Source organism: Flavobacterium sp. RSSA_27, from assembly GCF_051547125.1.
In the GTDB taxonomy this organism is placed as follows: domain Bacteria; phylum Bacteroidota; class Bacteroidia; order Flavobacteriales; family Flavobacteriaceae; genus Flavobacterium.
The window spans coordinates 107,367-132,043 of the sequence record NZ_JBPTTN010000007.1 but is presented as its reverse complement, the minus strand read 5'-3'; the positions used below and the strand labels follow the sequence as shown (position 1 = coordinate 132,043).

General features: G+C 31.8%; 24 protein-coding genes and 2 pseudogenes. All 26 read left to right on the top strand.

What is annotated here, in order from left to right:
* Positions 1–593: 593 nt before the first annotated feature.
* The 26 genes and pseudogenes from ACSVH5_RS11145 (at position 594) to ACSVH5_RS11020 (ending at position 24,487) form a co-directional block, all read left to right on the top strand.
* Positions 594–1,016, top strand: a complete 423-nt coding sequence (locus ACSVH5_RS11145) for an adenylyltransferase/cytidyltransferase family protein (protein WP_438061513.1) — start codon at positions 594–596, stop codon at positions 1,014–1,016.
* Positions 1,017–1,024: 8 nt separating this feature from the next.
* Positions 1,025–2,212 (top strand): UDP-N-acetylglucosamine 4,6-dehydratase, encoded by a 1,188-nt coding sequence (locus ACSVH5_RS11140; protein ID WP_438061512.1) that lies wholly within the window; start codon positions 1,025–1,027, stop codon positions 2,210–2,212.
* Positions 2,213–2,214: 2 nt separating this feature from the next.
* Positions 2,215–3,357, top strand: coding sequence for a LegC family aminotransferase (locus tag ACSVH5_RS11135; protein ID WP_438061511.1), 1,143 nt, complete (start codon positions 2,215–2,217; stop codon positions 3,355–3,357).
* Positions 3,347–3,970 (top strand): acetyltransferase, encoded by a 624-nt coding sequence (locus ACSVH5_RS11130; protein WP_438061510.1) that lies wholly within the window; start codon positions 3,347–3,349, stop codon positions 3,968–3,970. Before ACSVH5_RS11135 ends, ACSVH5_RS11130 begins: the two co-directional genes overlap by 11 nt.
* Before the next feature lie 2 nt (positions 3,971–3,972).
* Positions 3,973–4,995 carry an N-acetylneuraminate synthase gene (gene neuB / locus ACSVH5_RS11125; RefSeq protein WP_438061509.1) on the top strand — a complete coding sequence of 341 codons (1,023 nt, stop codon included), beginning with the start codon at positions 3,973–3,975 and terminating at the stop codon, positions 4,993–4,995.
* Entirely contained in the window at positions 4,992–6,095 is a 1,104-nt protein-coding gene (gene neuC, locus ACSVH5_RS11120) for a UDP-N-acetylglucosamine 2-epimerase (RefSeq protein WP_438061508.1), read from the top strand. Before neuB ends, neuC begins: the two co-directional genes overlap by 4 nt.
* Positions 6,092–7,138: a nucleotidyltransferase family protein gene (locus tag ACSVH5_RS11115; protein WP_438061507.1), complete on the top strand. Its 1,047-nt coding sequence runs from the start codon at positions 6,092–6,094 to the stop codon at positions 7,136–7,138. The genes neuC and ACSVH5_RS11115 overlap by 4 nt, the downstream gene beginning before the upstream one ends.
* Position 7,139: 1 nt before the next feature.
* On the top strand, positions 7,140–7,862 hold the full coding sequence (locus tag ACSVH5_RS11110) for a cytidylyltransferase domain-containing protein (RefSeq protein ID WP_438061506.1): 723 nt from the start codon (positions 7,140–7,142) through the stop codon (positions 7,860–7,862).
* Positions 7,859–8,782 carry a Gfo/Idh/MocA family protein gene (locus tag ACSVH5_RS11105; protein WP_438061505.1) on the top strand — a complete coding sequence of 308 codons (924 nt, stop codon included), beginning with the start codon at positions 7,859–7,861 and terminating at the stop codon, positions 8,780–8,782. The genes ACSVH5_RS11110 and ACSVH5_RS11105 overlap by 4 nt, the downstream gene beginning before the upstream one ends.
* Positions 8,775–9,515: an oxidoreductase gene (locus ACSVH5_RS11100; RefSeq protein WP_438061504.1), complete on the top strand. Its 741-nt coding sequence runs from the start codon at positions 8,775–8,777 to the stop codon at positions 9,513–9,515. Before ACSVH5_RS11105 ends, ACSVH5_RS11100 begins: the two co-directional genes overlap by 8 nt.
* Before the next feature lie 47 nt (positions 9,516–9,562).
* Positions 9,563–10,708, top strand: coding sequence for an N-acetyl sugar amidotransferase (locus ACSVH5_RS11095; protein ID WP_438061503.1), 1,146 nt, complete (start codon positions 9,563–9,565; stop codon positions 10,706–10,708).
* Positions 10,705–11,316, top strand: coding sequence for an imidazole glycerol phosphate synthase subunit HisH (gene hisH, locus ACSVH5_RS11090; protein ID WP_438061502.1), 612 nt, complete (start codon positions 10,705–10,707; stop codon positions 11,314–11,316). Before ACSVH5_RS11095 ends, hisH begins: the two co-directional genes overlap by 4 nt.
* The gene (locus ACSVH5_RS11085; protein ID WP_438061501.1) at positions 11,316–12,095 is read left to right on the top strand and encodes a HisA/HisF-related TIM barrel protein; all 780 of its coding nucleotides are present in this window, start codon (positions 11,316–11,318) and stop codon (positions 12,093–12,095) included. The genes hisH and ACSVH5_RS11085 overlap by 1 nt, the downstream gene beginning before the upstream one ends.
* Entirely contained in the window at positions 12,082–12,636 is a 555-nt protein-coding gene (locus tag ACSVH5_RS11080; protein WP_438061500.1) for an acyltransferase, read from the top strand. Before ACSVH5_RS11085 ends, ACSVH5_RS11080 begins: the two co-directional genes overlap by 14 nt.
* Positions 12,637–12,643: 7 nt before the next feature.
* Entirely contained in the window at positions 12,644–14,191 is a 1,548-nt protein-coding gene (locus ACSVH5_RS11075) for a lipopolysaccharide biosynthesis protein (protein ID WP_438061499.1), read from the top strand.
* Positions 14,181–15,347 carry a hypothetical protein gene (locus ACSVH5_RS11070; RefSeq protein WP_438061498.1) on the top strand — a complete coding sequence of 389 codons (1,167 nt, stop codon included), beginning with the start codon at positions 14,181–14,183 and terminating at the stop codon, positions 15,345–15,347. Before ACSVH5_RS11075 ends, ACSVH5_RS11070 begins: the two co-directional genes overlap by 11 nt.
* 398 nt (positions 15,348–15,745) lie before the next feature.
* Positions 15,746–15,917, top strand: a pseudogene (locus ACSVH5_RS11065) (DapH/DapD/GlmU-related protein); the annotation flags it as partial.
* Between the two features lie 108 nt (positions 15,918–16,025).
* Positions 16,026–16,601, top strand: coding sequence for an acyltransferase (locus ACSVH5_RS11060; RefSeq protein ID WP_438061497.1), 576 nt, complete (start codon positions 16,026–16,028; stop codon positions 16,599–16,601).
* On the top strand, positions 16,586–17,734 hold the full coding sequence (locus ACSVH5_RS11055; protein ID WP_438061496.1) for an NAD-dependent epimerase/dehydratase family protein: 1,149 nt from the start codon (positions 16,586–16,588) through the stop codon (positions 17,732–17,734). The genes ACSVH5_RS11060 and ACSVH5_RS11055 overlap by 16 nt, the downstream gene beginning before the upstream one ends.
* Complete coding sequence (locus ACSVH5_RS11050) at positions 17,727–18,701, top strand: glycosyltransferase (RefSeq protein WP_438061495.1); 975 nt, start codon at positions 17,727–17,729, stop codon at positions 18,699–18,701. The genes ACSVH5_RS11055 and ACSVH5_RS11050 overlap by 8 nt, the downstream gene beginning before the upstream one ends.
* A gap of 73 nt (positions 18,702–18,774) precedes the next feature.
* Positions 18,775–19,203: pseudogene (locus tag ACSVH5_RS11045) on the top strand (adenylyltransferase/cytidyltransferase family protein).
* Positions 19,200–20,516, top strand: a complete 1,317-nt coding sequence (locus ACSVH5_RS11040; protein WP_438061494.1) for a UDP-glucose dehydrogenase family protein — start codon at positions 19,200–19,202, stop codon at positions 20,514–20,516. Before ACSVH5_RS11045 ends, ACSVH5_RS11040 begins: the two are co-directional and overlap by 4 nt.
* Positions 20,517–20,526: 10 nt before the next feature.
* Positions 20,527–21,510: a UDP-glucuronic acid decarboxylase family protein gene (locus ACSVH5_RS11035; protein ID WP_438061493.1), complete on the top strand. Its 984-nt coding sequence runs from the start codon at positions 20,527–20,529 to the stop codon at positions 21,508–21,510.
* A gap of 3 nt (positions 21,511–21,513) precedes the next feature.
* Positions 21,514–22,392: a glycosyltransferase family 2 protein gene (locus ACSVH5_RS11030; protein ID WP_438061492.1), complete on the top strand. Its 879-nt coding sequence runs from the start codon at positions 21,514–21,516 to the stop codon at positions 22,390–22,392.
* Positions 22,393–22,511: 119 nt separating this feature from the next.
* Positions 22,512–23,582, top strand: a complete 1,071-nt coding sequence (locus ACSVH5_RS11025; RefSeq protein WP_438061491.1) for a hypothetical protein — start codon at positions 22,512–22,514, stop codon at positions 23,580–23,582.
* A 47-nt stretch (positions 23,583–23,629) separates the two neighbouring features.
* On the top strand, positions 23,630–24,487 hold the full coding sequence (locus tag ACSVH5_RS11020; RefSeq protein WP_438061490.1) for a hypothetical protein: 858 nt from the start codon (positions 23,630–23,632) through the stop codon (positions 24,485–24,487).
* The last annotated feature ends 190 nt before the right edge of the window (positions 24,488–24,677 follow it).

Genomic DNA, 24,677 nt, shown 5'->3' with positions numbered 1-24,677 from the left:
AAGGGTTTAAAAGTTTAAAATTGTTGGATTGCGGTTATCAGTTCTCAGTTAAATAGATAATAGACAAATAGATAATAGACAAATAGATAATAGACATCAGATGGGGTAGCTGCTGAGAAAGTAGTAATTTTTAATGTACTAGCAAAAATCTAAAATGCTTCGCCAGTTCGCTACCGCTCGGGTTAAGTATCGTTACTCTTAAATCGCATTAACTTAATGACATTGGGCGATTCGGGTATAAGTAGGAATGCCAATGAGTTATAGAATATCCCTTTAGTTACAGTGCTTTGGTTTTTGGAACATCAAAGTTTAAGCCCATCCCTACAGTGGGAAGACATGCCATAAAACACAGAGGGATTTAAGAAGGCCTATACTGATTCCAACTCATAGTACGCCATTGCCTGAGATTTTTGTTTCTCAACTACTAAAAAACGCTCGGTTTTACTAAAATGTCATTTCCTATTTATAGTAAAGACAATTATTACAATCTAAGAGTTTGTAAGTACATCATTTACCAAATTCGATTAACCGATTTAACTATTAAACGATTAACCAATTAACCAAGTAACCGATTCACCGATTCACCAATTATAATGAAAATAGGAATTACCTTTAGTGCCTTTGATCTATTGCACGCTGGACACATCAAAATGCTAGAAGAAGCAAAGCGCCAATGCGATTATTTAATTGTAGGTTTGCAAACGGATCCTACTTTGGATAGACCTGAGAAAAACCGCCCAGTACAAACCGTGGTGGAACGCTATATCCAATTGAAAGGTTGCAAGTTTGTCGATGAAATAGTACCCTACGCTACTGAGCAAGATTTAGAAGATATTTTGCGTTCTTTTAAAATAGACGTACGTATTGTAGGAGACGAATACCGTGAGCAAGATTTTACCGGCCGTATGTATTGCGAAGCCAAAGGGATAGAGTTGTATTTTAATACACGGGATCACCGGTTTTCGAGTAGTGGGTTGCGAAGAGAAGTGCAAATAAGAGAAATTAATGTTATTTAAAATATAAAATGAATATCCTAAATTTAATTGGACGTGAAGAAGAAATTTTCACCAAAGATATTTTTACTCACGAAGCACAATTATCAGATATTGTAAAGAATAGTTCTTTTCTTGTAATTGGTGGAGCTGGTTCTATAGGGCAGTCAGTTACTAAAGAGATTTTCAAGCGTAACCCTGCGAAATTACACGTTGTTGATATCAGTGAAAACAACATGGTGGAATTGGTAAGGGATTTGAGAAGTTCTTATGGATATATTGACGGCGATTTTCAAACTTTTGCCTTGGATATTGGATCGGTGGAATATGATGCGTTTATTGAATCAGATGGGAAATATGATTATGTTTTAAATCTATCTGCTTTGAAACATGTTCGTAGTGAAAAAGATCCTTTTACTTTAATGCGGATGATTGATGTTAATGTTTTTAATACTGAAAAAACATTACAACAATCAATAGATAAAGGGACTCGAAAATATTTTTGTGTGTCCACCGATAAAGCGGCCAATCCAGTGAATATGATGGGGGCGTCGAAACGTATTATGGAAATGTTTTTGATGCGTAAAAGTAAAGAAATGGCTATTTCAACGGCTCGATTTGCCAATGTAGCGTTTTCCGATGGGTCTTTATTACACGGATTCAATCAACGTATTTTAAAAAAACAGCCGATTGTAGCTCCTAATGATATCAAGCGTTACTTTGTTACTCCAAAAGAGTCAGGGGAATTATGTCTAATGTCCTGCATTTTTGGAGAGAACAGAGATATTTTCTTTCCAAAGTTAAGTGAGAATTTGCATTTAATTTCATTTGCCGATATTGCAGTTAAATATTTGGATGAAATTGGATATGAACCTTATTTATGTGAATCGGAGGAGGAAGCTAGGAATAGTGTTGATGTTTTAATAGCTCAAAAGAAATGGCCGTGTTTGTTTACGTCCAGCGATACTACAGGAGAAAAAGATTTTGAAGAGTTCTTTACAGACAATGAAGTTTTGGATATGGAACGTTTTGAAAATTTAGGAGTCATTAAAAATGAAGCTCATTTTGATGCAGTAAAATTAGAAAATTTCACGGCAGCTATTGCTCAAATGAAATTTCAAAAAAAATGGAATAAAGAGGAAATTGTTGCTTTGTTTCACGAAATGATTCCTAATTTTGGTCATAAAGAGACTGGGAAATATTTAGATGCAAAAATGTAATTATGACGGTTATTGATTCAACTATATCCTTTATTAAGGAGCAATATAAAAGCCAAAATTTTATACCACTACATGTTCCGCATTTTGGAGGGAACGAAAAAAAATATTTGCTTGAGACAATTGATTCGACTTTTGTTTCTTCTGTAGGAGCTTATGTGGATCAATTTGAGATAATGATGCAAGGCATTACGCAAACACAAAAAGCTGTTGCAGTTGTTAACGGTACAGCTGGTATACAGGTTGCGTTGCGTTTGGCAGGTGTGGTCAAAGGAGATGAAGTAATAACTCAAGCTTTAACGTTTATTGCTACTGCAAATGCGATAGTTTATAATGGCGCTATTCCAGTTTTTGTGGATGTTGACCTTGATACTATGGGATTGTCTCCAACAGCTCTTGAGCAATTTCTTGTTGAAAATGCAGAGTTACGAGAAGATGGCGCATATAATAAAAATACAGGTAAAAAAATAAGTGCTTGCTTGCCTATGCACACCTTTGGATTTCCTGTACATATGGATGCACTTTTGGCAGTATGCACTACATGGAAAATTGCGTTAATTGAAGATGCCGCGGAATCTTTGGGGAGCTTATACAAAGGTAAACCTACTGGGAGTTTGGGGAAATTAGGTGTATTTTCTTTTAATGGCAATAAAATAGTTACTAGTGGAGGAGGTGGTGCTATAGTTACCAATGACGTCAGTTTAGGAGCGAAAGGTAAATATTTGACTACCACAGCTAAAGTGCCACATGCTTACGAATTTGTACATGATGAAGTGGGTTATAATTTTAGAATGCCTAATTTAAATGCTGCTTTAGCTTGTGCGCAATTAGAACAGTTGGATAATTTTTTAGACAATAAAAGAAAATTAGCTAAAGAATATGAGTCTTTCTTTGCTGCCAATGGAATAAATTTCAGGACTGAAACACCAGAGACTAAAGCAAACTATTGGTTGATGTGTGTGGAGTTGGAAAATAAAGTTGAGCGTGATTTGTTTTTAGAAACGACAAATGCCAATGGGGTAATGACTCGACCGATATGGCAGTTGATGTATCGTTTGCCGATGTATGCTCATTGTCAGAAAGACGCACAGCACAATGCTGAATTTTTAGAAGAACGAATTGTAAACATACCTAGTAGTGTTAGATAAACAACATATTCTAATTGGGTATTCAGGACATGCTTATGTGGTAGTGGAAACTGCCTTAGAGAATGGTTTACAATTTATCGGTTATTCGGAAAAAGAAGCATCAGACAAAGACCCTTATAAATTGCCTTACTTAGGTATTGAGAAAAGTGATGATTTTATAGGATGGCAAAAAGAAGTTTTTTTTGTCCTTGGAATAGGAGATAACGCCCTAAGGCAAAATATTGCCCATTTGATTGAAAGTAAAGGAAAGACCATTGCATCGATTATTCACAAAACGGCACATATTTCAAGAAATGTGGTTATTGGTGATGGCAGTTTTATTAACAAGAATGTAATTGTCAATGCCCTGGCGGTAATTGGGAAAAATGTTATTTTAAATACGGGTTGTATAATAGAACACGAATGTGTCATAGAAGATGCAGTTCATATAGCGCCCGGTGCTGTTTTAGCTGGCAATGTTGCTATTGGAGAAAGAACATTTGTGGGAGCGAATGCAGTTATTAAACAAGGAATTAGTATTGGAAGTGATGTTGTAATAGGAGCTGGTGCAGTAGTTTTAACCAATATACCCGACGGAAAAAAAGTAGTAGGTAATCCTGGAAGAATAATCTAAAAATGAGTAAAGTAATTATCATAGCCGAAGCAGGTGTAAATCATAACGGGGATATTCAAATCGCTAAAAAGCTTATTGATGCCGCTGTAGAGGCAGGCGTTGATTATGTAAAATTCCAGACTTTTAGAGCAGATAGTTTAGTAAGCAAATCAGCAAAAAAGGCAAAATATCAGAGTGTTAATATTAATGATGGTGATGATTCTCAATATGCCATGTTGAAGAATTTAGAGTTAAGTCATGAGAATCATTTAGAATTAATCTCATATTGTGATGCAAAAAACATTAGTTTTTTCTCTACTGCATTTGATGTAGAAGGAGTTAAATATTTAAATGATTTAGGGCTATCTTTTTTTAAAATTCCAAGTGGAGAAATTACCAACTACCCTTACCTAAAAGCAGTAGCTTTATGTAAAAAACCAGTTATAATGTCTACAGGAATGTGTTCTGAAAAAGATATTGAAATTGCTTTAGATGTATTAATGAAATTTGGATTATCAAAAGAAATGGTTTCAATCTTGCATTGTAATACAGAATATCCAACTCCGATGCAAGATGTTAATCTTAAAGCGATGCTTACAATAAAAGGAAAATTCCAGACTAAAGTAGGATATTCTGATCACACCTTGGGTATTGAGGTTCCTGTGGCTGCTGTTGCTTTAGGAGCGCAAATTATAGAAAAACATTTTACATTAGACAAAACTTTACCGGGTCCAGATCATGTAGCGTCGTTAGAACCTGATGAATTGAAAGCGATGGTGAAAGCCATACGAAATATTGAATTGGCAATGAGCGGTAATGGAGAGAAAATCGCCAGTAAAAGTGAAATAAAGAACATTTCTATTGCCAGAAAAAGTATTCATTTGAATAGGAATTTAAAAAAAGGCCATGTTTTAACTGATGATGATTTAATTTCATTACGACCAGGGGATGGAATTTCTCCAATGTCATGGGAAAATGTTATCGGGAAACAATTGATAGCCGATATGAATGAATTTGACAAACTTTCATTTTCTGATATTCAATGAAAATAGGTGTTTTAACTAGTTCAAGAGCCGATTACGGTATCTATCTTCCCTTACTTCAAAAAATAAAGAGTGATTCTTTTTTTGAATTGGAAATTATTGCTTTCGGGACTCATTTGTCAAAAAGCCACGGATATACATTAAATGATATAGAAAAGGATCAATATACTTGTATTCATGCCATTTCATCGTTGATTTCAAATGATGATGCTCAATCCATAGCATCCTCTTATGGTTTGACTGTTCTCAAGTTTGCAGATTTTTGGGCGAGTCATACCTACGATTTAGTCTTTTGTTTGGGAGATCGTTTTGAGATGAGTGCTGCTATACAAGCCGGAATTCCTTTTGGAGTAAAATTTGCGCATATACACGGTGGGGAAACCACATTGGGAGCCATTGATAATGTGTACCGACATCAAATTACATTAGCATCAAAATTACATTTTGTCGCAACGGATATCTTTAGAGAAAAAGTAATTAATTTGATTGGAACATCAAACGGTATTTTTGATGTTGGTTCATTAAGCTTGAATGATATTAAAAATTTTGTTCCAATTGAAAAGGACACCTTCTTTGAGAAGTTTAATATCGCTAATGAAGAATTTGCTCTAGTGACTTTTCATCCAGAGACGATGTCAGTGCATGAGAATGGACGATTTGCTCAAGAGATGAAAAATGCTTTGGCAAAGATTTCTGAGAAATTATTTATTGTTATCACCATGCCCAATGCAGATACTCAAGGATCAGTTTACAGAGAGGCTATTGAAAAATTAAAGAATGAGTTCCCTGATCGCTTTTTGTTAATAGAAAACTTTGGGAAGGTAAATTATTTTTCAGCCATGCATTATGCCAAAATCTTGATAGGGAATACTTCTAGTGGGATTTTGGAAGCAGCCTCATTTGGAAAGTATGTTGTGAATGTAGGAGATCGACAAAAAGGAAGAGTTCAAAGTGAGAATATTTTGAATTGTGAATTTGAGGAAAGGGCTATGATTACAGCTGTTGCCAAAGCTATGAATTTTGAAAAATACCATGGTACAAATGTTTATTATAAACAAGGAGTGGCAGATACCATTATTAAAATTGTAAAAGAATTTTCATGAGAGTTTTTAAAGACCATTTGATTCTTTCAGGGAGTAATATAAAAGATGCTTTACTTCGATTTAATGAATTATCGCAAGATGCTATACTTTTTGTAGTGGATAATGAAGATAAATTAATTGGAGCATTGACTGATGGTGATGTTAGACGCGGTTTGCTGAAAGGATTTACAATTGATAGTAAAGTTGATGAAATTATTCAAGATAATCCTCGATATATAATTAAGGGAGAAAATAATCTAAAAAAGATTATAGAATATCGCGAAGGCGATTTTAGAATTGTACCCGTTGTTGACGAAAATCGTAAAGTTGTAAATGTGATCAATTTTAGGAAAATTAGATCCTATTTGCCGATTGATGCAGTAATTATGGCCGGAGGTAGAGGGCAACGATTACAGCCTTTAACAGATACTATTCCAAAACCACTTTTAAAAGTAGGAAATAAAGCCATCATGGAACACAACTTAGACAGATTGGCTTTATTTGGAATTGATGATTTTTGGGTATCAGTAAAATATTTAGGAGAACAAATTGAGGATCATTTTGGTGCAGGAGAGCATAAAAACGTAAAAATCGAATATGTTTGGGAAAATGAACCTTTAGGAACAATTGGAGCTGTTTCTAAAATACAAAATTTTGAGCATGACTATATTTTAGTAACTAATTCCGACTTGTTGACTAACATTGATTATGAACAGTTTTTTTTGGAATTCATAAAGCAAGATGCTGATTTAGCAGTGTTAACCATACCATATCAGGTAAATGTTCCATATGCTGTATTAGAAACAAACGATGGTAATGTTAAAAGTTTTAAAGAAAAACCAACCTATACCTATTATTCTAATGGAGGAATTTATTTATTAAAAAAAGAAATGCTAAGTTTTATACCAAAGGATACATTTTTTAATGCTACCGATTTAATGGAAGAGTTAATAAAGAAAAAATTCAAAGTGATTTCTTTTCCTTTTTCCGGTTATTGGTTGGATGTAGGAAAACATGAAGATTTTGAAAAGGCCCATATAGATATACATAATATTAAGTTTTAGCATGAACATATTAATTACCCTTTGTGCTCGTGGAGGTTCAAAAGGAATACCAGGAAAAAATATTAAGTTGATAGCGGGAAAACCACTTATTGCTTATTCAATTGATTTGACAAACAAATTAAAAGAGAAATGGAATATAAAAGTCGCTTTGTCTACAGATGATTCTGAAATAAAGTGTGTAGCAGCTGCGCATGGTGTTCTTACCGAATATGTACGACCAGAGTATTTAGCTACTGATGTAGCGGGTAAAATAGATACTATTAAAGATTTATTGTTATACGAGGAGTCTTTGGTAGATTATAAATATGATTTTGTCCTAGATTTAGACGTTACTTCTCCACTAAGGACATCAGAGGATGTAGAAAAAGCATTAGAGTTGATGATTGATAATCCAAATGCAAAAAATTTATTTTCGGTAAATAATGCGGCTCGAAATCCATACTTCAATATGGTAGAAGAGAATAGCAATGGTTTTTATTCTTTAGTTAAAACCAATCCTGATGGTAGTGTAATGACACGTCAATCGGCGCCAAAAGTCTATGATTTAAACGCTTCATTTTATTGGTACAGAAGGTCTTTTTTTGACTCAGATTCAAAAAGTGCGATTACAGATAAATCTCTGATTTATGCAATGGATCACATTTGTTTTGATTTGGATCATCCAGTAGATTTCTTGTTTATGGAGTATTTGTTGCAAAATAACAAACTAGATTTCGAATTATGAACGTCTTGATTATTGGCTTAGGATCTATTGCAAGAAAACATATTAAAGCTTTGCAATCTTTGAAAGTTGATGCAAAGATTTATGCATTGCGTTCCAACTTAAATGCAGTGATTGAAGAAGGTGTTGAGAATATTTATAATCTAGATAATAACACTATTGCATTTGATTTTGCTATTATCTCCAATCCGACTCATTTGCATCATGAGTTTATTGAAAAATTAGCCCACAAAGGAATTCCTTTGTTTATTGAAAAACCCGCAATTCACAGCCTTGAAAATGTAGATAAATTAGTTAAGTTAATTGAAGATAAAAAAATAATAACTTATGTTGCCTGCAATTTGAGATTTCATCCTTGTCTAACTTTTTTAAAAAACAAATTAGAAAAAGAGATAATGAGGATCAATGAAGTTAATGTGTACTGTGGTTCCTATTTGCCAGATTGGCGACCGGGTAAGGATTTTAGGACGATTTACAGCGTCAATCCAACAATGGGAGGAGGTGTACACTTGGATTTATTCCATGAATTAGATTATACTCATTGGCTTTTTGGAAAACCTCTTAAAGTTCATAGTCTAAAAAGAAATGTTTCCTCCTTAATGATTGATGCTTTTGATTATGCCAATTATGTTTTAGAATACGAAAGTTTCACTGCAAATGTCATTTTAAATTATTATAGGAAAGAAGTAAAACGAACTATTGAAATTTTATTTGAGAATGAAACTTTGACCATTGATTTAATTAAAAACACCATTGTAAATAGTTTTGGTGATTTTTTATATAAAGAGAATGATTTCAATATCTTTGACACCTATAAAAATCAACTTGAATATTTTATTGACGGTTTAAAGGGGAATCGAAAACAAATGAATACTTTTGCGGATTCTATAGAAGTACTGAAAACGTGTTTGAACGATGAATAAATTAAAGGATAGAATTGTTATCGTTACTGGTGGTAACGGTTTACTTGGTAAAGAGATCATTTCAAAAATCAAAGAGGAAGGTGCTTTTTGCATCAATATAGACATCAGTCATGAAACATCAGACGATTTATCTACCATAAAATGCGATATTACAGATACAGGGTCAATAGACACATGTGTGAAATTAATTGTTGATAGATACAAAAAAATTGATGGTTTGGTTAATAATGCTTATCCAAGAACCGCAGATTGGGGAAATAAATTTGAGGAAATTGAATTCCAATCTTGGCAGAAAAATATTGATTTTCAATTGAACAGTTATTTTTATTTTTCCCAACAGGTAGCTAAACAGATGATACATCAAAAATCAGGATCTATCATAAATATGGCTTCAGTTTATGGTATTGTTGGCCCAGATTTTACTGTATATGATGGAACTACAATGACAATGCCTGCCGCATATTCTGCTATCAAAGGGGGACTCATTAACTTAACTCGTTATTTAGCATCTTATTTGGGACCAAATAACATAAGAGTTAACACTATTTCTCCGGGAGGTATTTTTGACAGTCAAAATCCTGTTTTTGTAAAAAATTACAATAAAAAAGTACCTATGAGAAGAATGGGATTGCCTGAAGATATTTCTCCTTCGGTTGTTTTTTTATTGTCAGATGACGCAAATTATATTACCGGTCAAAATTTAGCAGTTGATGGTGGTTGGACTGCGATTTAAAGTTACTAAAAAAAAAATCATTATTAGTTATATTCGAAAAAATTATTATGAGTGCAAATAAAATTACATGGTGTAAGAATTGTTTAAATATGTCTACAAGACCTAGAATTACATTTGATAATAGGGGTTGGTGTAATGCTTGTCAGTGGATGGAAGAGAAAAAAGAAATAGATTGGACTATAAGACAAAAACAGCTTGAAGAGTTAATTGCTAAATATAAGTCCACTAATGGTAATTTCGATTGTATTGTTCCTGTTAGTGGTGGTAAAGATGGTTCATATGTAGCTTATATGTTAAAGCATAAATATGGGATGAATCCATTGGCAGTTACGGTTCGTCCAGCTTTGTCACTTCCTATAGGTGATCAAAATCTTTTTAATTTTATTCAATCAGGATATGACCATATTCATATATCGCCAAATCCAATAGTTTTAGATAGATTAAACAAATATGGATTCATTGAAAAAGGTTTTCCTTACTACGGATGGCTAATTGCTATCATGACTGCTTGCATTAAAACTGCTGCAAACTTCAAAATCCCTTTGATGTTTTATGGTGAAGATGGAGAGGTTGAATACGGAGGTTCTACAGAAAGCAAAAATAATCCTCTATACGATATAGAATATATGAAAAAAATATATCTAGAAGGAGGGCATCAAATAGTTTTTGACAGAATTAGAGCAGATGGCGATATTTCAGAAGCTGATTTGGCATTTTTTAAATTTCCAACAGATGAAGAGGTTTCAGAAATAGGTTTGTCCTTTACACATTGGTCATATTTTGAATCATGGGATTCTTATAGGAATTATGTTGTGGCGAAAGAACATTGTGGTCTAATTGAAAAAGAGGAAGGAAGTGTGGATACTTTTACTAATTTTTCACAAAATGATCAGGCTCTTTATACATTACATGCTTATTTGATGTATTTGAAGTTTGGATTTGGTCGTGCAACTCAAGATGCAGGAATTGAAATTAGAAGAGGTTCTATGACTAGAGATCAAGCTTTGAATTTAGTTAAAATGTATGATAATGCTTATCCACATGATTTAATAGATACTTTTCTTGATTATTATAAAATGACTAAAGAAGAATTCGATGCTGTTTTAGATAAATATGCAAACAAGGATCTTTTTGAAAAAATAGATGGAATTTGGTCGCCAAAATTTACACCCGGAGAAGATTTTACGATATGAAAATTGTGATAGCCGATTACGGCATGGGAAATATAAAATCTATAATCAGTGCCTTAAACTATCTTGGTGCTGAAAATATTGTTGTTTCTGCAGATTATGAAACTTTAAAATGTGCTGATAAAATAATTCTTCCAGGTGTTGGATCATTTAGAAAAGCAATGATTCAAATTAGAGAGAACAATCTGGATAAATACCTCCAGGAAATAGCTGTAAAAGATAAAAAACCGTTAATTGGAATTTGTTTGGGAATGCAGCTTTTAGGTACCTCAAGTACAGAAGATGGTTTTACAAAAGGGCTTGGATTTGTAAAAGCACATTGTCTAAAGTTTGATAATTCAAATTTAAAGGTTCCGCATGTAGGATTTAATCAAGTAAAGACATTGACAAATTCAAAACTGTATGATGGATTAGCAAATGAATCTGATTTTTACTTTACACACAGCTACAAAATGGTTAGTGAGGATGATATAAACCAATCTTATTGTCATTATGGTTCTGATTTTATTGCTAGTTTTGAATTCGACAATGTAGTAGGTGTACAATTTCACCCTGAACTTAGCCAAAAAAATGGCTTAAGATTGTTGAAAAATTTTATTGATAAATTCTAATGTTAAGAAAAAGAATAATATTCACATTAATATATAGCGATGGTTTTTTTAATCAGAGCAGAAACTTTAGATTACAGAAGGTTGGGAATCTAAATTGGCTTGAAAAAAACTACAAATTTCAAAATATAGCCTTTTCCCTGGATGAATTGGTAGTTTTAAATGCAAGTCGTAATAATAAGTCAATTACCGATTTTGCAAAAACTATCGAAAATTTAGTGAACGATGTTTTTATTCCTCTCGCAGCTGGTGGAGGAATTAGATCAATAGAAGATGCTGAATTACTTTTTAACAGTGGAGCTGATAAAATAGTTTTGAATACTGTTTTGCATACAAATCCAGAATTAGTTAGAGCGTTAATAAAGAGATATGGCTCACAAAGCATTGTAGCTTCAATTGATTACAAGAGAATTGATAATAATTTTGAAGTTTACATTAATGATGGGACTACTAAAATAGATCTTGATTTAGAAGATTATTTGCACTACCTAGAAAAACTTGAAGTTGGAGAAATTTATTTAAATTCTATAGAAAAAGATGGTACTGGATTTGGTTACGATTTTGATACAATCGAAAAGTTCGAATCAAAGATTAAGATACCACTTATAATTGCTGGAGGAGCTGGAAATGAATCTCATTTCATGGATGGGCTTAAATATAAAAATGTAAGTGCAGTAGCAACTGCAAATTTGTTTAATTTCATAGGGGATGGTTTGCCTAAGGCCAGAAAAAAAATAATTGAATTAGGAGAAAATATAGCAAATTGGAATGTTGATAATTGATTTAATAAAAAAAATAAAATATAATCTTACAGCTGATAGGATTGGTCCTGACCATCCATTTACGCATTGGCAGTTATATTTTAAAAAAGAGATGATTACTCTTTGTAAAAAAAAATTTAAGCATTTTGCGGATACTGCTGATTTTAGGCCAGGTGCTTATGCTGTAGGTTGTTCTAATATTGAGATTGGACATCGTGTTGTTATTCGTCCTGGAGTTATGTTATTTGGAGAGTCTGAGATTTTAAAAACCTCAATCATAATTGAGGATAATGTTATGATGGGATGTGGTGTACACATTTACATAAATAATCACAAGTTTGATAGATTCGATATTCCATTAATTGATCAAGGATATTATCCTGATGAAATGGTGATTTTGAAAAAAGGATGTTGGATTGGGGCTAATGCAATTATTTTACCAGGTGTGACAATTGGACGAAATTCTGTTGTTGGTGCTGGTTCGATTGTGACAAAATCTGTTCCAGAGGGAGTAGTAGTGGCGGGAAATCCGGCTAGGATTATAAAAGAAATTAAGAATTAGAAAATACATGCAAAATTCATATTCTAAAAATTATTTAAAAATTTATTTTTTTCAAATTTTATCAATTGTTTTAGGTTTTGCTTCGCTTTTTGTTGTAGTTCCGTTTCTTAGTTCTGATAAAGTAATTTATGGAATATATACAGTGTGTGTTTCGATTACTATATTCCTGTCTTATGCTGATTTAGGTTTTTTAGGAGCTGGAATGAAATATGCTGCAGAAAGTTATTCTAGGGGTGAGAGGGATGCGGAATTGGAAATTATTGGATTTACTCATTTTGTATTATTTGTTTTTCTTGTTTTTTTAATTTTTATTTTCCTGTATCTAAGTTTAAATCCTGAATTTTTGATAGCTGACATCAAGCCAGGGCTCCAATCTAACATAGCAAGCGACTTACTTTTAATATTAGCAGTATTTTCACCTACCATTATTTTACAAAGGATTTTGCAAATGATATTTGGAATTAGGCTACAAGATTTCCTTTTGCAAAAAATAAATATTCTTGGAAGTTTATTGAAAATTTCATCTGTGTTCTATTTTTTCGGTTTTAAAGATTATGATATTGTTGGTTATTTTTTATTTATTCAAATTATTAATTTAGTCTGCGCTATAATTGGAATTATTAAGGCTAGGAGTGAATTTGATTATGACTTTACAAAACTAATAAGTTACTTTAAATTCAATAAAAAGATGTTTGTAAAAACCAATCATCTTGCTTTATCAGGCTTAATTGTTACTGTTTCTTGGATTTCCTATTATGAGTTGGATTCATTTGCAATAGGAAAATTGTTGGGGGCTAAAGAAGTTGCGATTTATGCTATAGGTTTTACAATTTTAAGTTTTTTTAGGTCATTATTGGGCGTATTTTTTTCTCCATTCTCATCAAGGTTTAATCATTTTATAGGAGTTGATAAGAATGAAAATTTAAAAAGTTTCTATTTACACGTTTTAACGTTTTCTTTTCCAATAGTTGTACTGCCAATTATAGCAATTATAATTTTTTCAAAACCTTTGGTGATTTCTTGGGTAGGAATGGAATATATAGAATCAATTGAAGTTGTTCAATGGTTAATTGCATGTAATATATTAGCGTTTGTAAGTTATCCCGCAGGGATGTTAATGATTGCTAATGAAAAATTGAAAGAAATGTACATTATTAGTTTTTTAATGCCGATTATTTATTGGACAGGAATTTATTTGACAATTGATTTATTTGGAATTCAATCTTTTGCAATGTTTAAGTTTCTTGCATTTTTTATAAGTGGGCTTATTTATATTTGGTATTCTTTATCTTTTTTGAAAATCTCTGTATATCAATTTATAAAAAAACAAATTATTCCTTATGTGCCTGCAGTCCTTGTTTTGATAATAACTCTATTTTCTCTTAATGATTGTTTTTTGGAAGGGAAAGATAAAATGAATTTATTTATAAACGCATTGATTATTGGTTTTGGAATTTTGTTTTCCTTTGGAATAAGTTTGGTGACTGTTAGTCCATTAAGAGAATATTTTTTTAAAACCTTAAAATTAATTTTACCAGCTAAAAATGAGATTTGATAAAGTAGTTTATTTACGATATATGCCTCTAACAGCTAAGGTATATTCCGATTTCTATATGGGAGAAGCTGATTTGGCAGGTTTGAAAGTTGAGTATTGGGATTTAACTTCGATTTTTTTTGAAGATAACCATGGTATGGAAGACTCTTCCTATCTTGCAAAGGTGCGGAAATTTACTAATTATACCGAATTGGAGTTTGCACTAAAAAATGAAGAGTTATTGTCAAAAACTCTTTTCATATCTATTATGACTTTCGAAGGAAGGATAAGCAAGTTGTATCAGCTTTTGACAAAATACAATTGCATTTTATCAGTTTTTGGCCGTAATATGTTTCCTTTGCCATCGCCTCCAAAAAGTCTTTTAGGAACTCTGGGTAGAATTAAAATAGCAACTGTTTTAAATTATTTTAGATTTAAAAGAGTTTTGAAATTAATGAAGAATGGAAAGATAAAAAAATACGACATTGTTTTTCAAGGAGGTGAGCAGGGATGGAAAGGTATAGGTAGAGTAGATTTTGAATCGATTAAAGATGCCGAAATAGTAAAAGTGAATAGTGATGACTATGATACTTATTTAATGCTAAAAAATGAAATGGGGGAGAAAACCGATCAGTATATACTTTTTTTAGACGAATACTTGCCTTTACACCCAGATACTGTTTTGTTTAATATTAAAAATGTTAAAGTAGAAGATTATTATCCGGAATTGAATAGTTATTTTGATCGTGTAGAAAAACAATATGGACTCCCTGTTGTTATTGCGGCACATCCTAAAGCAATCAGATACAAAACGGAAGATTTTTTTAACGGTAGAAAGGTTGTTTTTAATGAAACGGCTCAATTAACTAATAATGCTTTTTTTGTTCTTGCTCATGATAGTACCTCAATTAATTATCCTATTGCTTCTGGAAAAAAACTTCATTTTATAACATCAAAAAACATTTTGAATGGTATTGGACAGGTTCATAGAAACGTTGTTCATTTTTCGGATTATCTAGGTTGCAATTATCAATTTATGAATATTGACGAGAAAGTCAACTTAGTAGATGAACTTCCAATTAAAAATTATGAAAAATATAAATATAGTTTTCAAACTTCACCAGAAACTGAAGACAAATTATCTAGCAAAATATTTATTGACTTTTTATTAAAATGATTAAGACATTTTTAGTATTTATTAAAGGGCTTTTATTTGACTGTTTTACTGCTTTGCGAAAGAGATATAGCCTTTCGAAATTAATTTCTAATAATCCATCGTGTCTTTTTTACTCTTCTTCCGAAATATCGAATAGTAAATTTGGAAATTATGTTGTGATTTTTGATAAGAACATAATTTTTAACTGTAAAATAGATTCGTATACTTATATTCAAGTTGGAAGTCGTGTTTTTAATTGTGAAATAGGTAAGTTTTGTTCAATTGCATCTTCTGTTTCAATAGCCCCGGGTATCCATGATTTGTATAAAGTAACTACGCATCCTGCATTAATTCAAAAATCTACTCCTCTCCCAAAAGTTTATGCTAAAGTTGATAATGTCAGTAGTTGTCAAAAAGTTTTTATTGGTAATGATGTGTGGATAGGAGAGAAAGCTGTTATTCTGGATGGAATTAAAGTAGGTAATGGAGCTGTCATTGCAGCTGGTGCCGTTGTAGTAAAAGACGTTGCTCCTTATTCGATTGTTGGTGGAATACCTGCTAGGCATATAAAGTATAGATTTGATGAAGAAACGATTTCCATGATTCAAAAGAGTGAATGGTGGAATTACTCTGAAAAATGGTTTGAATCAAATTCTGAGTTAATGCTTAATACAATTAAGTTTATAGAATATTTAAAAAATGATAAAAAGAGTTTTTAATTATGCTCAAAGGAGAGTATTTTATTTTTTGAATAGAAGAAAATATAAATTTCTTTCCCCACAAGCGGTTGTTCAGGAATTGCTTAGGGTTGATGGTAGAGAAAATATTTCAATCGAAAAAGGTGTAATTATACAAAAAATGACATGGATAGCCGCTGTGCCATTGACGAATGAGTCAAGTTGTCATTTGTCAATAGGGGAGGGGAGCATAATAGGGAATTTTAATCATATATATGCTACGGGTGAGATTTTTATTGGGAAAAATGTTCTAACGGCGGATAAGGTTTATATTTCAGATAATCTACATCAGTATGAAAATATAAATGAGCCGATTATGTATCAAGGAATAAAACAATTGCCACATTTGGTTATTGGAGATGGTTCATGGATTGGAGAAAATGTTTGTATTATAGGAGCTAGTATTGGTAAAAATAGCGTTGTTGGTGCAAATTCAGTTGTGACTAAAGATATACCAGATTATTGCGTTGCAGTAGGCTCACCTGCTAGAGTTATAAAAAAATATAATATATTATCACAAAAATGGGAAAAAGTATAAAAAAAGTATTAATTACAGGCGGAGCTGGTTTTATAGGTTCCAATGTTGCCAGAGTATTAGTTAAGGAAGGGTTTGAAATTACAATTTTAGATAATTTTCTCCCGCAAATTCATGGTGATACAAATAAATTGTCCGATGATCTAAATGGTAAAGTAAGATTAATTGTTGGTGATGTAGCGGACAAATCCGTACTTTATGCTGCACTTGATGGGCAAGATGCTGTTATTCATTATGCGGCCGAAACGGGTACAGGTCAATCTATGTACGCTGTTTCGCATTATACAAATGTAAATATTCAAGCAACGGCTAATTTATGTGATTATATCATAAACGAAAACCATCAAATAAAAAGCGTAATCGTTGCTTCATCAAGATCAATTTATGGAGAGGGAAAATATAGTTCTCCAGAACATGGAATTGTCTATCCCGATTCGAGAACTTTTCAAAACGTAAAAGAAAGTTTTGAGGTATGTTGTCCTAAATCAGGAAAACATAATTTAGAAGTTGAGGCTACAGATGAATCTTCCAAAATTCATCCTTCTTCTTTTTACGGGATTACTAAGCAAGTACAAGAGCAAATGATTATTTTGGCTACCCAATTAAAGAATATTAATGGTTGTGCTTTGCGTTACCAAAATGTATATGGACCAGGACAGTCATTGAAAAACCCTTATACAGGTATATTATCTATTTTTACACGTTTGGCTTTGCAAAACGAAGAAATAAATATTTTTGAAGACGGACTTGAAAGTAGGGATTTTGTACATATTCAAGATGTAGTAAATGCTACAATAAGTTGTTTGAAATTAGAGGAAAAAGGGCAGCATATTCTTAATGTTGGTAGCGGAGTGCCTGTAAATGTTCTAGAAGTTGCCCAAGAGATTGTAAGTTATTTAAAAAGTGATTCTGAAATTAAAATTTCAGGAGCTTTTAGAGAAGGAGATATAAGACACAATTTCGCCGACTTAACTTTGATTAGAGAAGTTGTCGGTTTTGAACCAAAATGGAGTTTTAAAGACGGATTACACAGTTTTATAGACTGGGCATTAGAGCAAAATGATATACCAAAAGACACCACCGATTATAGAAAGTCTTTGGGTGAATTAAAAGAAAAAGGTTTGTTGAATGGATAAATTGAATCAACCTTTAGTAAGCATCGTTTTTACGAGTTATAATCATCAGGAATATTTAAGGCAAGCCTTAGATAGCTTGGTAAACCAAACCTATCCTAATACTGAAATTATCATTATTGATGATTGTTCTACCGATGGAAGCCAAGAAATCCTTAGGGAGTATGAAGATTATGTAAATATAAATTTAAAATTACAGTCACAGAATTCTGGAAGTTATGTAAAAGCAAGTAATTTTGGAGCTTCGTTTGCCAAAGGGGACTATATTCTTTTTGCACAGTGTGATGATTTTGCTGAGGCAAACCAAATTGAAGTACTTTTGAAAGCGTTTGAAAGTAACCCTTCCGTAGGAGTTGCTTTTTCTAAAAGTAATCTTGTGAATGAAAAAGGGAAAACCTTTGCAGATGACTTTTATCGAAGAGAAAAAAGTTTTAAGGCAGCTGTAAAAGAAAATGGGTTGATTAAAGCAGATAAAATGAAGGAGTTTCTTTCCTTTTCTTGTGTTATTCCAAATTTGAGTGCCGCTTTAATAAAGCATGAGCTATTTAAAGAAATTAATGGATTATCGGATCAGTATTTGGTTGTGGCCGATTGGGAGTTTTGGCTGGATCTGACAGAGAAAACGGATTTTTATTATGTATCTGAACCGCTTAATTATTTTAGACAACATGCTACTACGATAAGAAGTAGCATAAAAATGAAGACTCAGATTGTTGAGATTTACAAAATGTTTTACAACCACATCGAAAAAAATCAATTAGATCCAATTCAGGAACATAAAATAAAAATGGGTGCTGGAGCGGTTTGGTTTTCTTATTTCGTAGAAAGCAAAAAGGCATGGTTTAAGTGTTTTTCTTCAGTATATCCAGAAATTAACAAAATAGAAAAAAGAGGTCTTTATTATTTGTTTCTTGGAGCAAAGAAGCATGTTTTGGAGTATTTGTTTGTGAAAACAAATAAAATAAATTAGTTTGAATGAAAGATTTAGATTTGAACGTATCTATTTTAAATTAAAAATGAAGTTAGATATGCTCTCAAATAATATTAAAATTGTCTTCACCTTTAGTGCGTTTGATTTGTTGCATGCGGGGCACATCAAAATACTTAAAGAAACCAAAAGACATTGTGATTGTCTAATTATAGGATTGCAACCTGATCCCGCACTCGATCGACCTAAGAAAAACAGACCGACACAAACTTTATTCGAACGCTATATACAACTCAAAGCCCTGCATTCATGTTGATGAGATTGTGTCATATGTAAATGAATAAGATTTAGAGAATATTTTACACTCTTACAATATTGATGTTCGTATTAATTGGATATGATTATAAAGAGAAAGATTTTACTGGTAGAGTCAACTGAGAAGAAAAAAGTATTGAATTGTACTTCAATAAAAAAGGATCATCAGTTTTTGAGTAGCGCATTGAGAGAAGTAGTAGCTAATAAAGAATTATTAAGAAAAGCATGAAAATAGTTGTAGTAGGTACAGGTTACGTTGGACTTGTAACAGGAACGTGTTTCGCAGAAGTGGGTATTGATGTTATTTGTGTTGATATTGATTCAAAAAAAATAAATAATCTAAATAAAGGAATACTTCCAATTTTTGAACCTGGTCTTGAAGCTTTGGTAATTAAAAATGTTTCAAAAGGAAAGTTAAAATTTTCGACTTCATTACAACAAAGTATTCCTGGTGCGGATGTAGCTTTTATTGCTGTAGGAACTCCTCCTGGAGAAAATGGAAGTGCAGATTTGCAATACGTTCTTGCTGTGGCAAGTGAAATAGGGCAGTATATGAATAATTATGGTGTAATTGTAACCAAAAGCACTGTTCCTGTCGGCACTGCTCAAAAAGTACAAATGGCTATACAAAAAGAGTTGGAGAAACGGAAACTCAATATTTCGTTTGATGTGGCTTCAAACCCAGAGTTTTTGAAAGAGGGAGCTGCTATCGATGATTTTTTAAAACCAGATCGAATTGTGGTTGGAGTTTCAAGTAAACAAGCTGAAGAGGTAATGTGTAAATTATACAAACCTTTTTTACTGAATGGTCATCCAATTATATTTATGGATGTGCCAAGTGCAGAGATGACCAAGTATGCTGCTAATAGTATGTTGGCTACAAAGATTAGTTTTATGAACGATATTGCGAATCTTTGCGAAATCATGGGAGCTGATGTGAATATGGTCAGAAAAGGAATTGGAAGTGATGCAAGAATAGGCAATAAATTTATTTATCCAGGAATTGGATACGGTGGTTCTTGTTTTCCAAAAGATGTTAAGGCATTGATAAAAACGGCTGCTGAGAATGGATATTCTATGCAAATTTTACAAGCTGTTGAAGCGGTTAATGAATATCAGAAAACAGTTTTGTTTAATAAATTGAAAAATCGTTTTCAAGGAAATCTTAAAGGTAAAACTATAGCCATGTGGGGACTTTCTTTTAAGCCTAATACAGATGATATGAGGGAAGCTCCCTCTTTAGTTTTAGTGGATAGTATTTTAAAAGCGGGCGGCAATGTACAGGCTTTTGATCCAGTTGCTATGAATGAGGCTAAACACATCCTTGGGAATAAAATTATTTATTGCAACAACGAATACGATACTTTATTAAATGCTGATGCCTTATTGATTGTTACAGAATGGACAGATTTTCGTTCTCCTAATTTTGATAAAATTAAAGCACTTCTTAGTAACCCAATTATATTTGATGGTAGAAATATATTTGATGGGAAGGAAATGAATGTGTTAGGGTTTGAATATTATGGAATTGGAACAAAGTAAAAAAAAAGTAATGAGTAATAGAATTTTAATTACAGGTGCGGCAGGTTTTTTAGGTTCACATTTATGTGATCGATTTATAAAAGAAGGATTTCAGGTTGTAGGAATGGACAATCTTATTACAGGAGATTTGAAAAACATAGAACATTTATTTCCGTTAAAGAATTTTGAGTTTTACAATCATGATGTTTCCAATTTTGTTCATGTTGCTGGTAAATTGGATTATATATTGCATTTTGCATCTCCTGCAAGTCCAATAGATTATTTAAAGATACCAATACAGACTCTTAAAGTTGGTTCGTTGGGAACTCATAATTTGCTGGGATTGGCTAAAGAAAAAAGAGCGAGGTTTTTGATTGCTTCAACTTCCGAAGTTTATGGTGATCCTACTGTACATCCCCAACCAGAAGAGTATTGGGGTAATGTAAATCCTGTCGGTCCGCGAAGTGTTTATGATGAAGCCAAAAGATTTCAGGAAGCAATTACAATGGCATATCATACATTCCACGGTTTAGAAACAAGAATAGTGAGAATTTTTAATACGTATGGGCCAAGAATGAGATTGAATGATGGGAGGGTTTTACCTGCCTTTATAGGACAGGCATTGAGAGGGGAAGACTTGACTATTTTTGGAGATGGTTCACAGACGAGAGCTTTTTGTTATGTAGATGATTTGGTAGAAGGTATTTACAGATTGTTGATGTCAGATTATGTTTTTCCTATAAATATTGGAAATCCAAATGAGATTACGATGAACGATTTTGCTCATGAGATTATAAAATTAACAGGAACTAATCAAAAAATAGTGTACCGCCCTCTACCACAGGACGATCCAAAACAAAGGCAACCCGATATTACAAAAGCAAAATCGCTTTTAAATTGGGAACCTAAAATTTCACGTGAAGAAGGTCTTAAAATAACGTATGACTATTTTAAAAATTTTACAAAAGAAGAGTTAGAAAGAACTAAACTAAATAAAGAATTTTTTAAAAAATAGTCCATGGAAGATTTTTTTGTTTCAGTAATAATACCAACTTACAATAGAGCTAACGATTTAGACAGATGCTTGAAATCATTGCAAAATCAAACCTATAAGAATTTTGAAGTGTTAGTGTGTGATGATGGATCAACTGACAATACAGAAGAAGTTGTAGAGAAATACAATTCTATATTAACAATACAATATATTAAAGATGAGAATTTTGGAGGTCCAGCCAGACCTAGGAATAATGGAATAAAAAAGGCAAATGGTAATGTTATCGCTTTTTTAGACTCAGATGATTGGTGGTATCCAAATAAATTGGAATTTTCTTTACCTTATTTGAAGGATTATGATTTGGTTTATCATAATTTGGATAAATATTATGCTGTAGATAAAGCAAAAGGCCAAGTATGTGGAAGAGAATTATATGGGGATATCACAAAGGATTTGTTGATAAACAGTAATGGAATACCCAATTCGAGCGTGATAATTCGGAAACTGATTGTTGAAAAAACAGGTTTTATTTCAGAAGATAAAGGCTTGATCGCAGTAGAGGATTCTGATTATTGGCTAAGAGCCTCTTTTGTAACCAGTAAATTTAAGTATATTGACCAAAGTTTAGGAGCATATTGGATTGGCGGAAACATATCTGTTTCAGAGAAACAAATTGTTAGAGAAAGAAATCTTTTTGATAAGTACAAGTATTTGCTAAGTATGGACGAGATTGTGAAAGCTCAAATAACGAGATCTCTAAGTACAGCTAGAATATATCATAAGTTAAAAATGTTTGAAGAAGCTAAAAGAGAGTATTTCAAATCTATTAAAAATAATAAATATTCAGTTAAGATGAAATCCTTCGTAGGTATAATTATATGTTCTTTGAAAATTAAGTTATAGTAATTAAATTATTTATGAGGAGAGTTTACACAATTATTTTAATGTTTTATCTGATATTACATTTTGTTTTTCCAATGATATATTATCATTTCTTTGGATTTGTAAACTTATTTTCCCAAATGGAATATGGATCGCTAAGTACTATTAAGGGTATTGGGTTGAATGTAATATCTATATTAGGAACTATATTGGTTATCCGTTTTTTACCAGACAAAAAATTAGCAATAGCCCCTAGATTTAATCATAGTTTTAAATTTTATATTATATCTATTTGTCTGTTGGGCTATACTATCATGGGGACATCTTATGATGCGCTTTTAGAAGGCGCAACACATGGGACTTTGGTTTCTTACCTTTTATTATTTTTTGATGCCACAATAGCTTTTTCAATATTTTTGTTTATGCAAAAAAACATAAAATATGTCACTGTTGCGGTTTTGATGTATATTTTGTTATTAACGTTTGCAGGAAGCCGTTCTGCAATTATTTTTATTTTAATTACTTATCTCAGTCTTTCAATGTTTAAAAATAGCATTGAGGCTAAAGTTAAGATGAAGAAAATAGTGTTCTTTTTTTGTGTTGCTTCACCATTGATGTTTTATTATGCAACTAATGTAAGAAGTTCTGTTGACCTAGATGTTATTGGTAAATTAATAGTTGGTCGTATTTCTATGGTTGAACTTGCATCAATACCAATTGATGCAATAAGTGATAAAACAATGAATGTGGGGCTTTATGATAAAAAGTATGGAATAGCAAATCAGTTAAAGCAGTCTTTTAATGAAGTGTCTCCCATTAATTTATTTGAGATGGATGTGAATCCAAATCAGTATCATCGTCCTATTTTTTTAGGAAATGATGAGTTGAGTATTGTTGATAAGTATATGTCTATGAATATGACATTGCCAACTTATTTTTATATTCAAACAAATTTTTTTTTCTCTTGTATTTTGACAATTTTTTTTCTTTCCCTAATATACTATGTTTGGGTTAGATTAAATGATAATTTATATGTTTTAATTGGAGTTGTGACACAATTGTATTTTATACTTCAATATTTTGATTGGGTTATGTTGATTGCAGGTTTTTACAGGGTTCTTTTAACTGTTTTTATGTTTAAATGTGTTGAGAAATTTTTAAATATATTGTCGAATAGAGGTGTTAGAAAAATAGAGTGTAGTTTGGAATAGTGTTTAATTCGTTGATTTTATAAACAATGAAAAATTTTAACCTTATAATGGCTACTACACATCAAGATGATTTAAATGTTTTTAAATTGATTGATAGTATAGATAGTAATATCGAAAATATAGAAGTATTGTTAGTTGTTGTTTCACAAGAATGTGAAATCAATTACATATCAAAGAATCCATTGCTTTCAATGGTATTTATTCAAGAAAATAAAATGGGACTCTCAAAAGCAAGAAATATTGCTTTGAAATATTTGTTGGAGTATAATATTTCTGCCGAGTATATTATGTTTCCTGATGATGATTCTAGTTTTGATGAAAACTTTTTTTTAAATTTCCCGACTGTTTTAAATACAAATAAATGCTATATAACACCAATATATAATGAGGGTTCAAAGGATTTGTATTTTGGAAAGCAGACTCCTAATAATAATATTATAATCCCCTCTGATCATCAATTAATAGGTTCTCCAAATCAAATTATTTTATATGATAAATTAAAAACGCAAATTTTTTTTAACGAGAAATTGGGTGTTGGAGCATTATATGGTAGTAGTGAAGATATGGATCTGTTTATTAAAATATTTAACCAAGGAGAGGAATTTGTTTTTACAAATGATATTTATAGCTATCACCCAAAAAAAGTAGCGGCTTATAAAAACACCGAATTTAAAAAGATAATCAAAAGATTTGAGAGTTATAGCTCAGGATTTGCATATGTTATTTTTAAGTATCGCTTGTTTAGTTTTATACCAGAGTATCTAATCAGAACTTTTGGTGCATTTATTGTTTTTTTATTAAAGTTTCAATTCAAGTTGGCTTTTGCCTATTTTTTTCAGTTTTTCATTAGGATTAAAATATTACTGACTTTCCTTTTTAATAGGCATTTATATGAAACGAATTAAAGGCTATAATTATGTTTATAAGGTAACATGATTAAGTGTTAATGTAAAGTAACAACGGGTATATAAATATTAATATGGATAAATTTAATAGTATTGAAAATTCTAACGGATTATGTAATTAGAGTAGCAAAACTTGAAAAACAAGTGAAGAGTATAATTTTGACAGGAAGGGGTGGGAGAGTATTTAAGT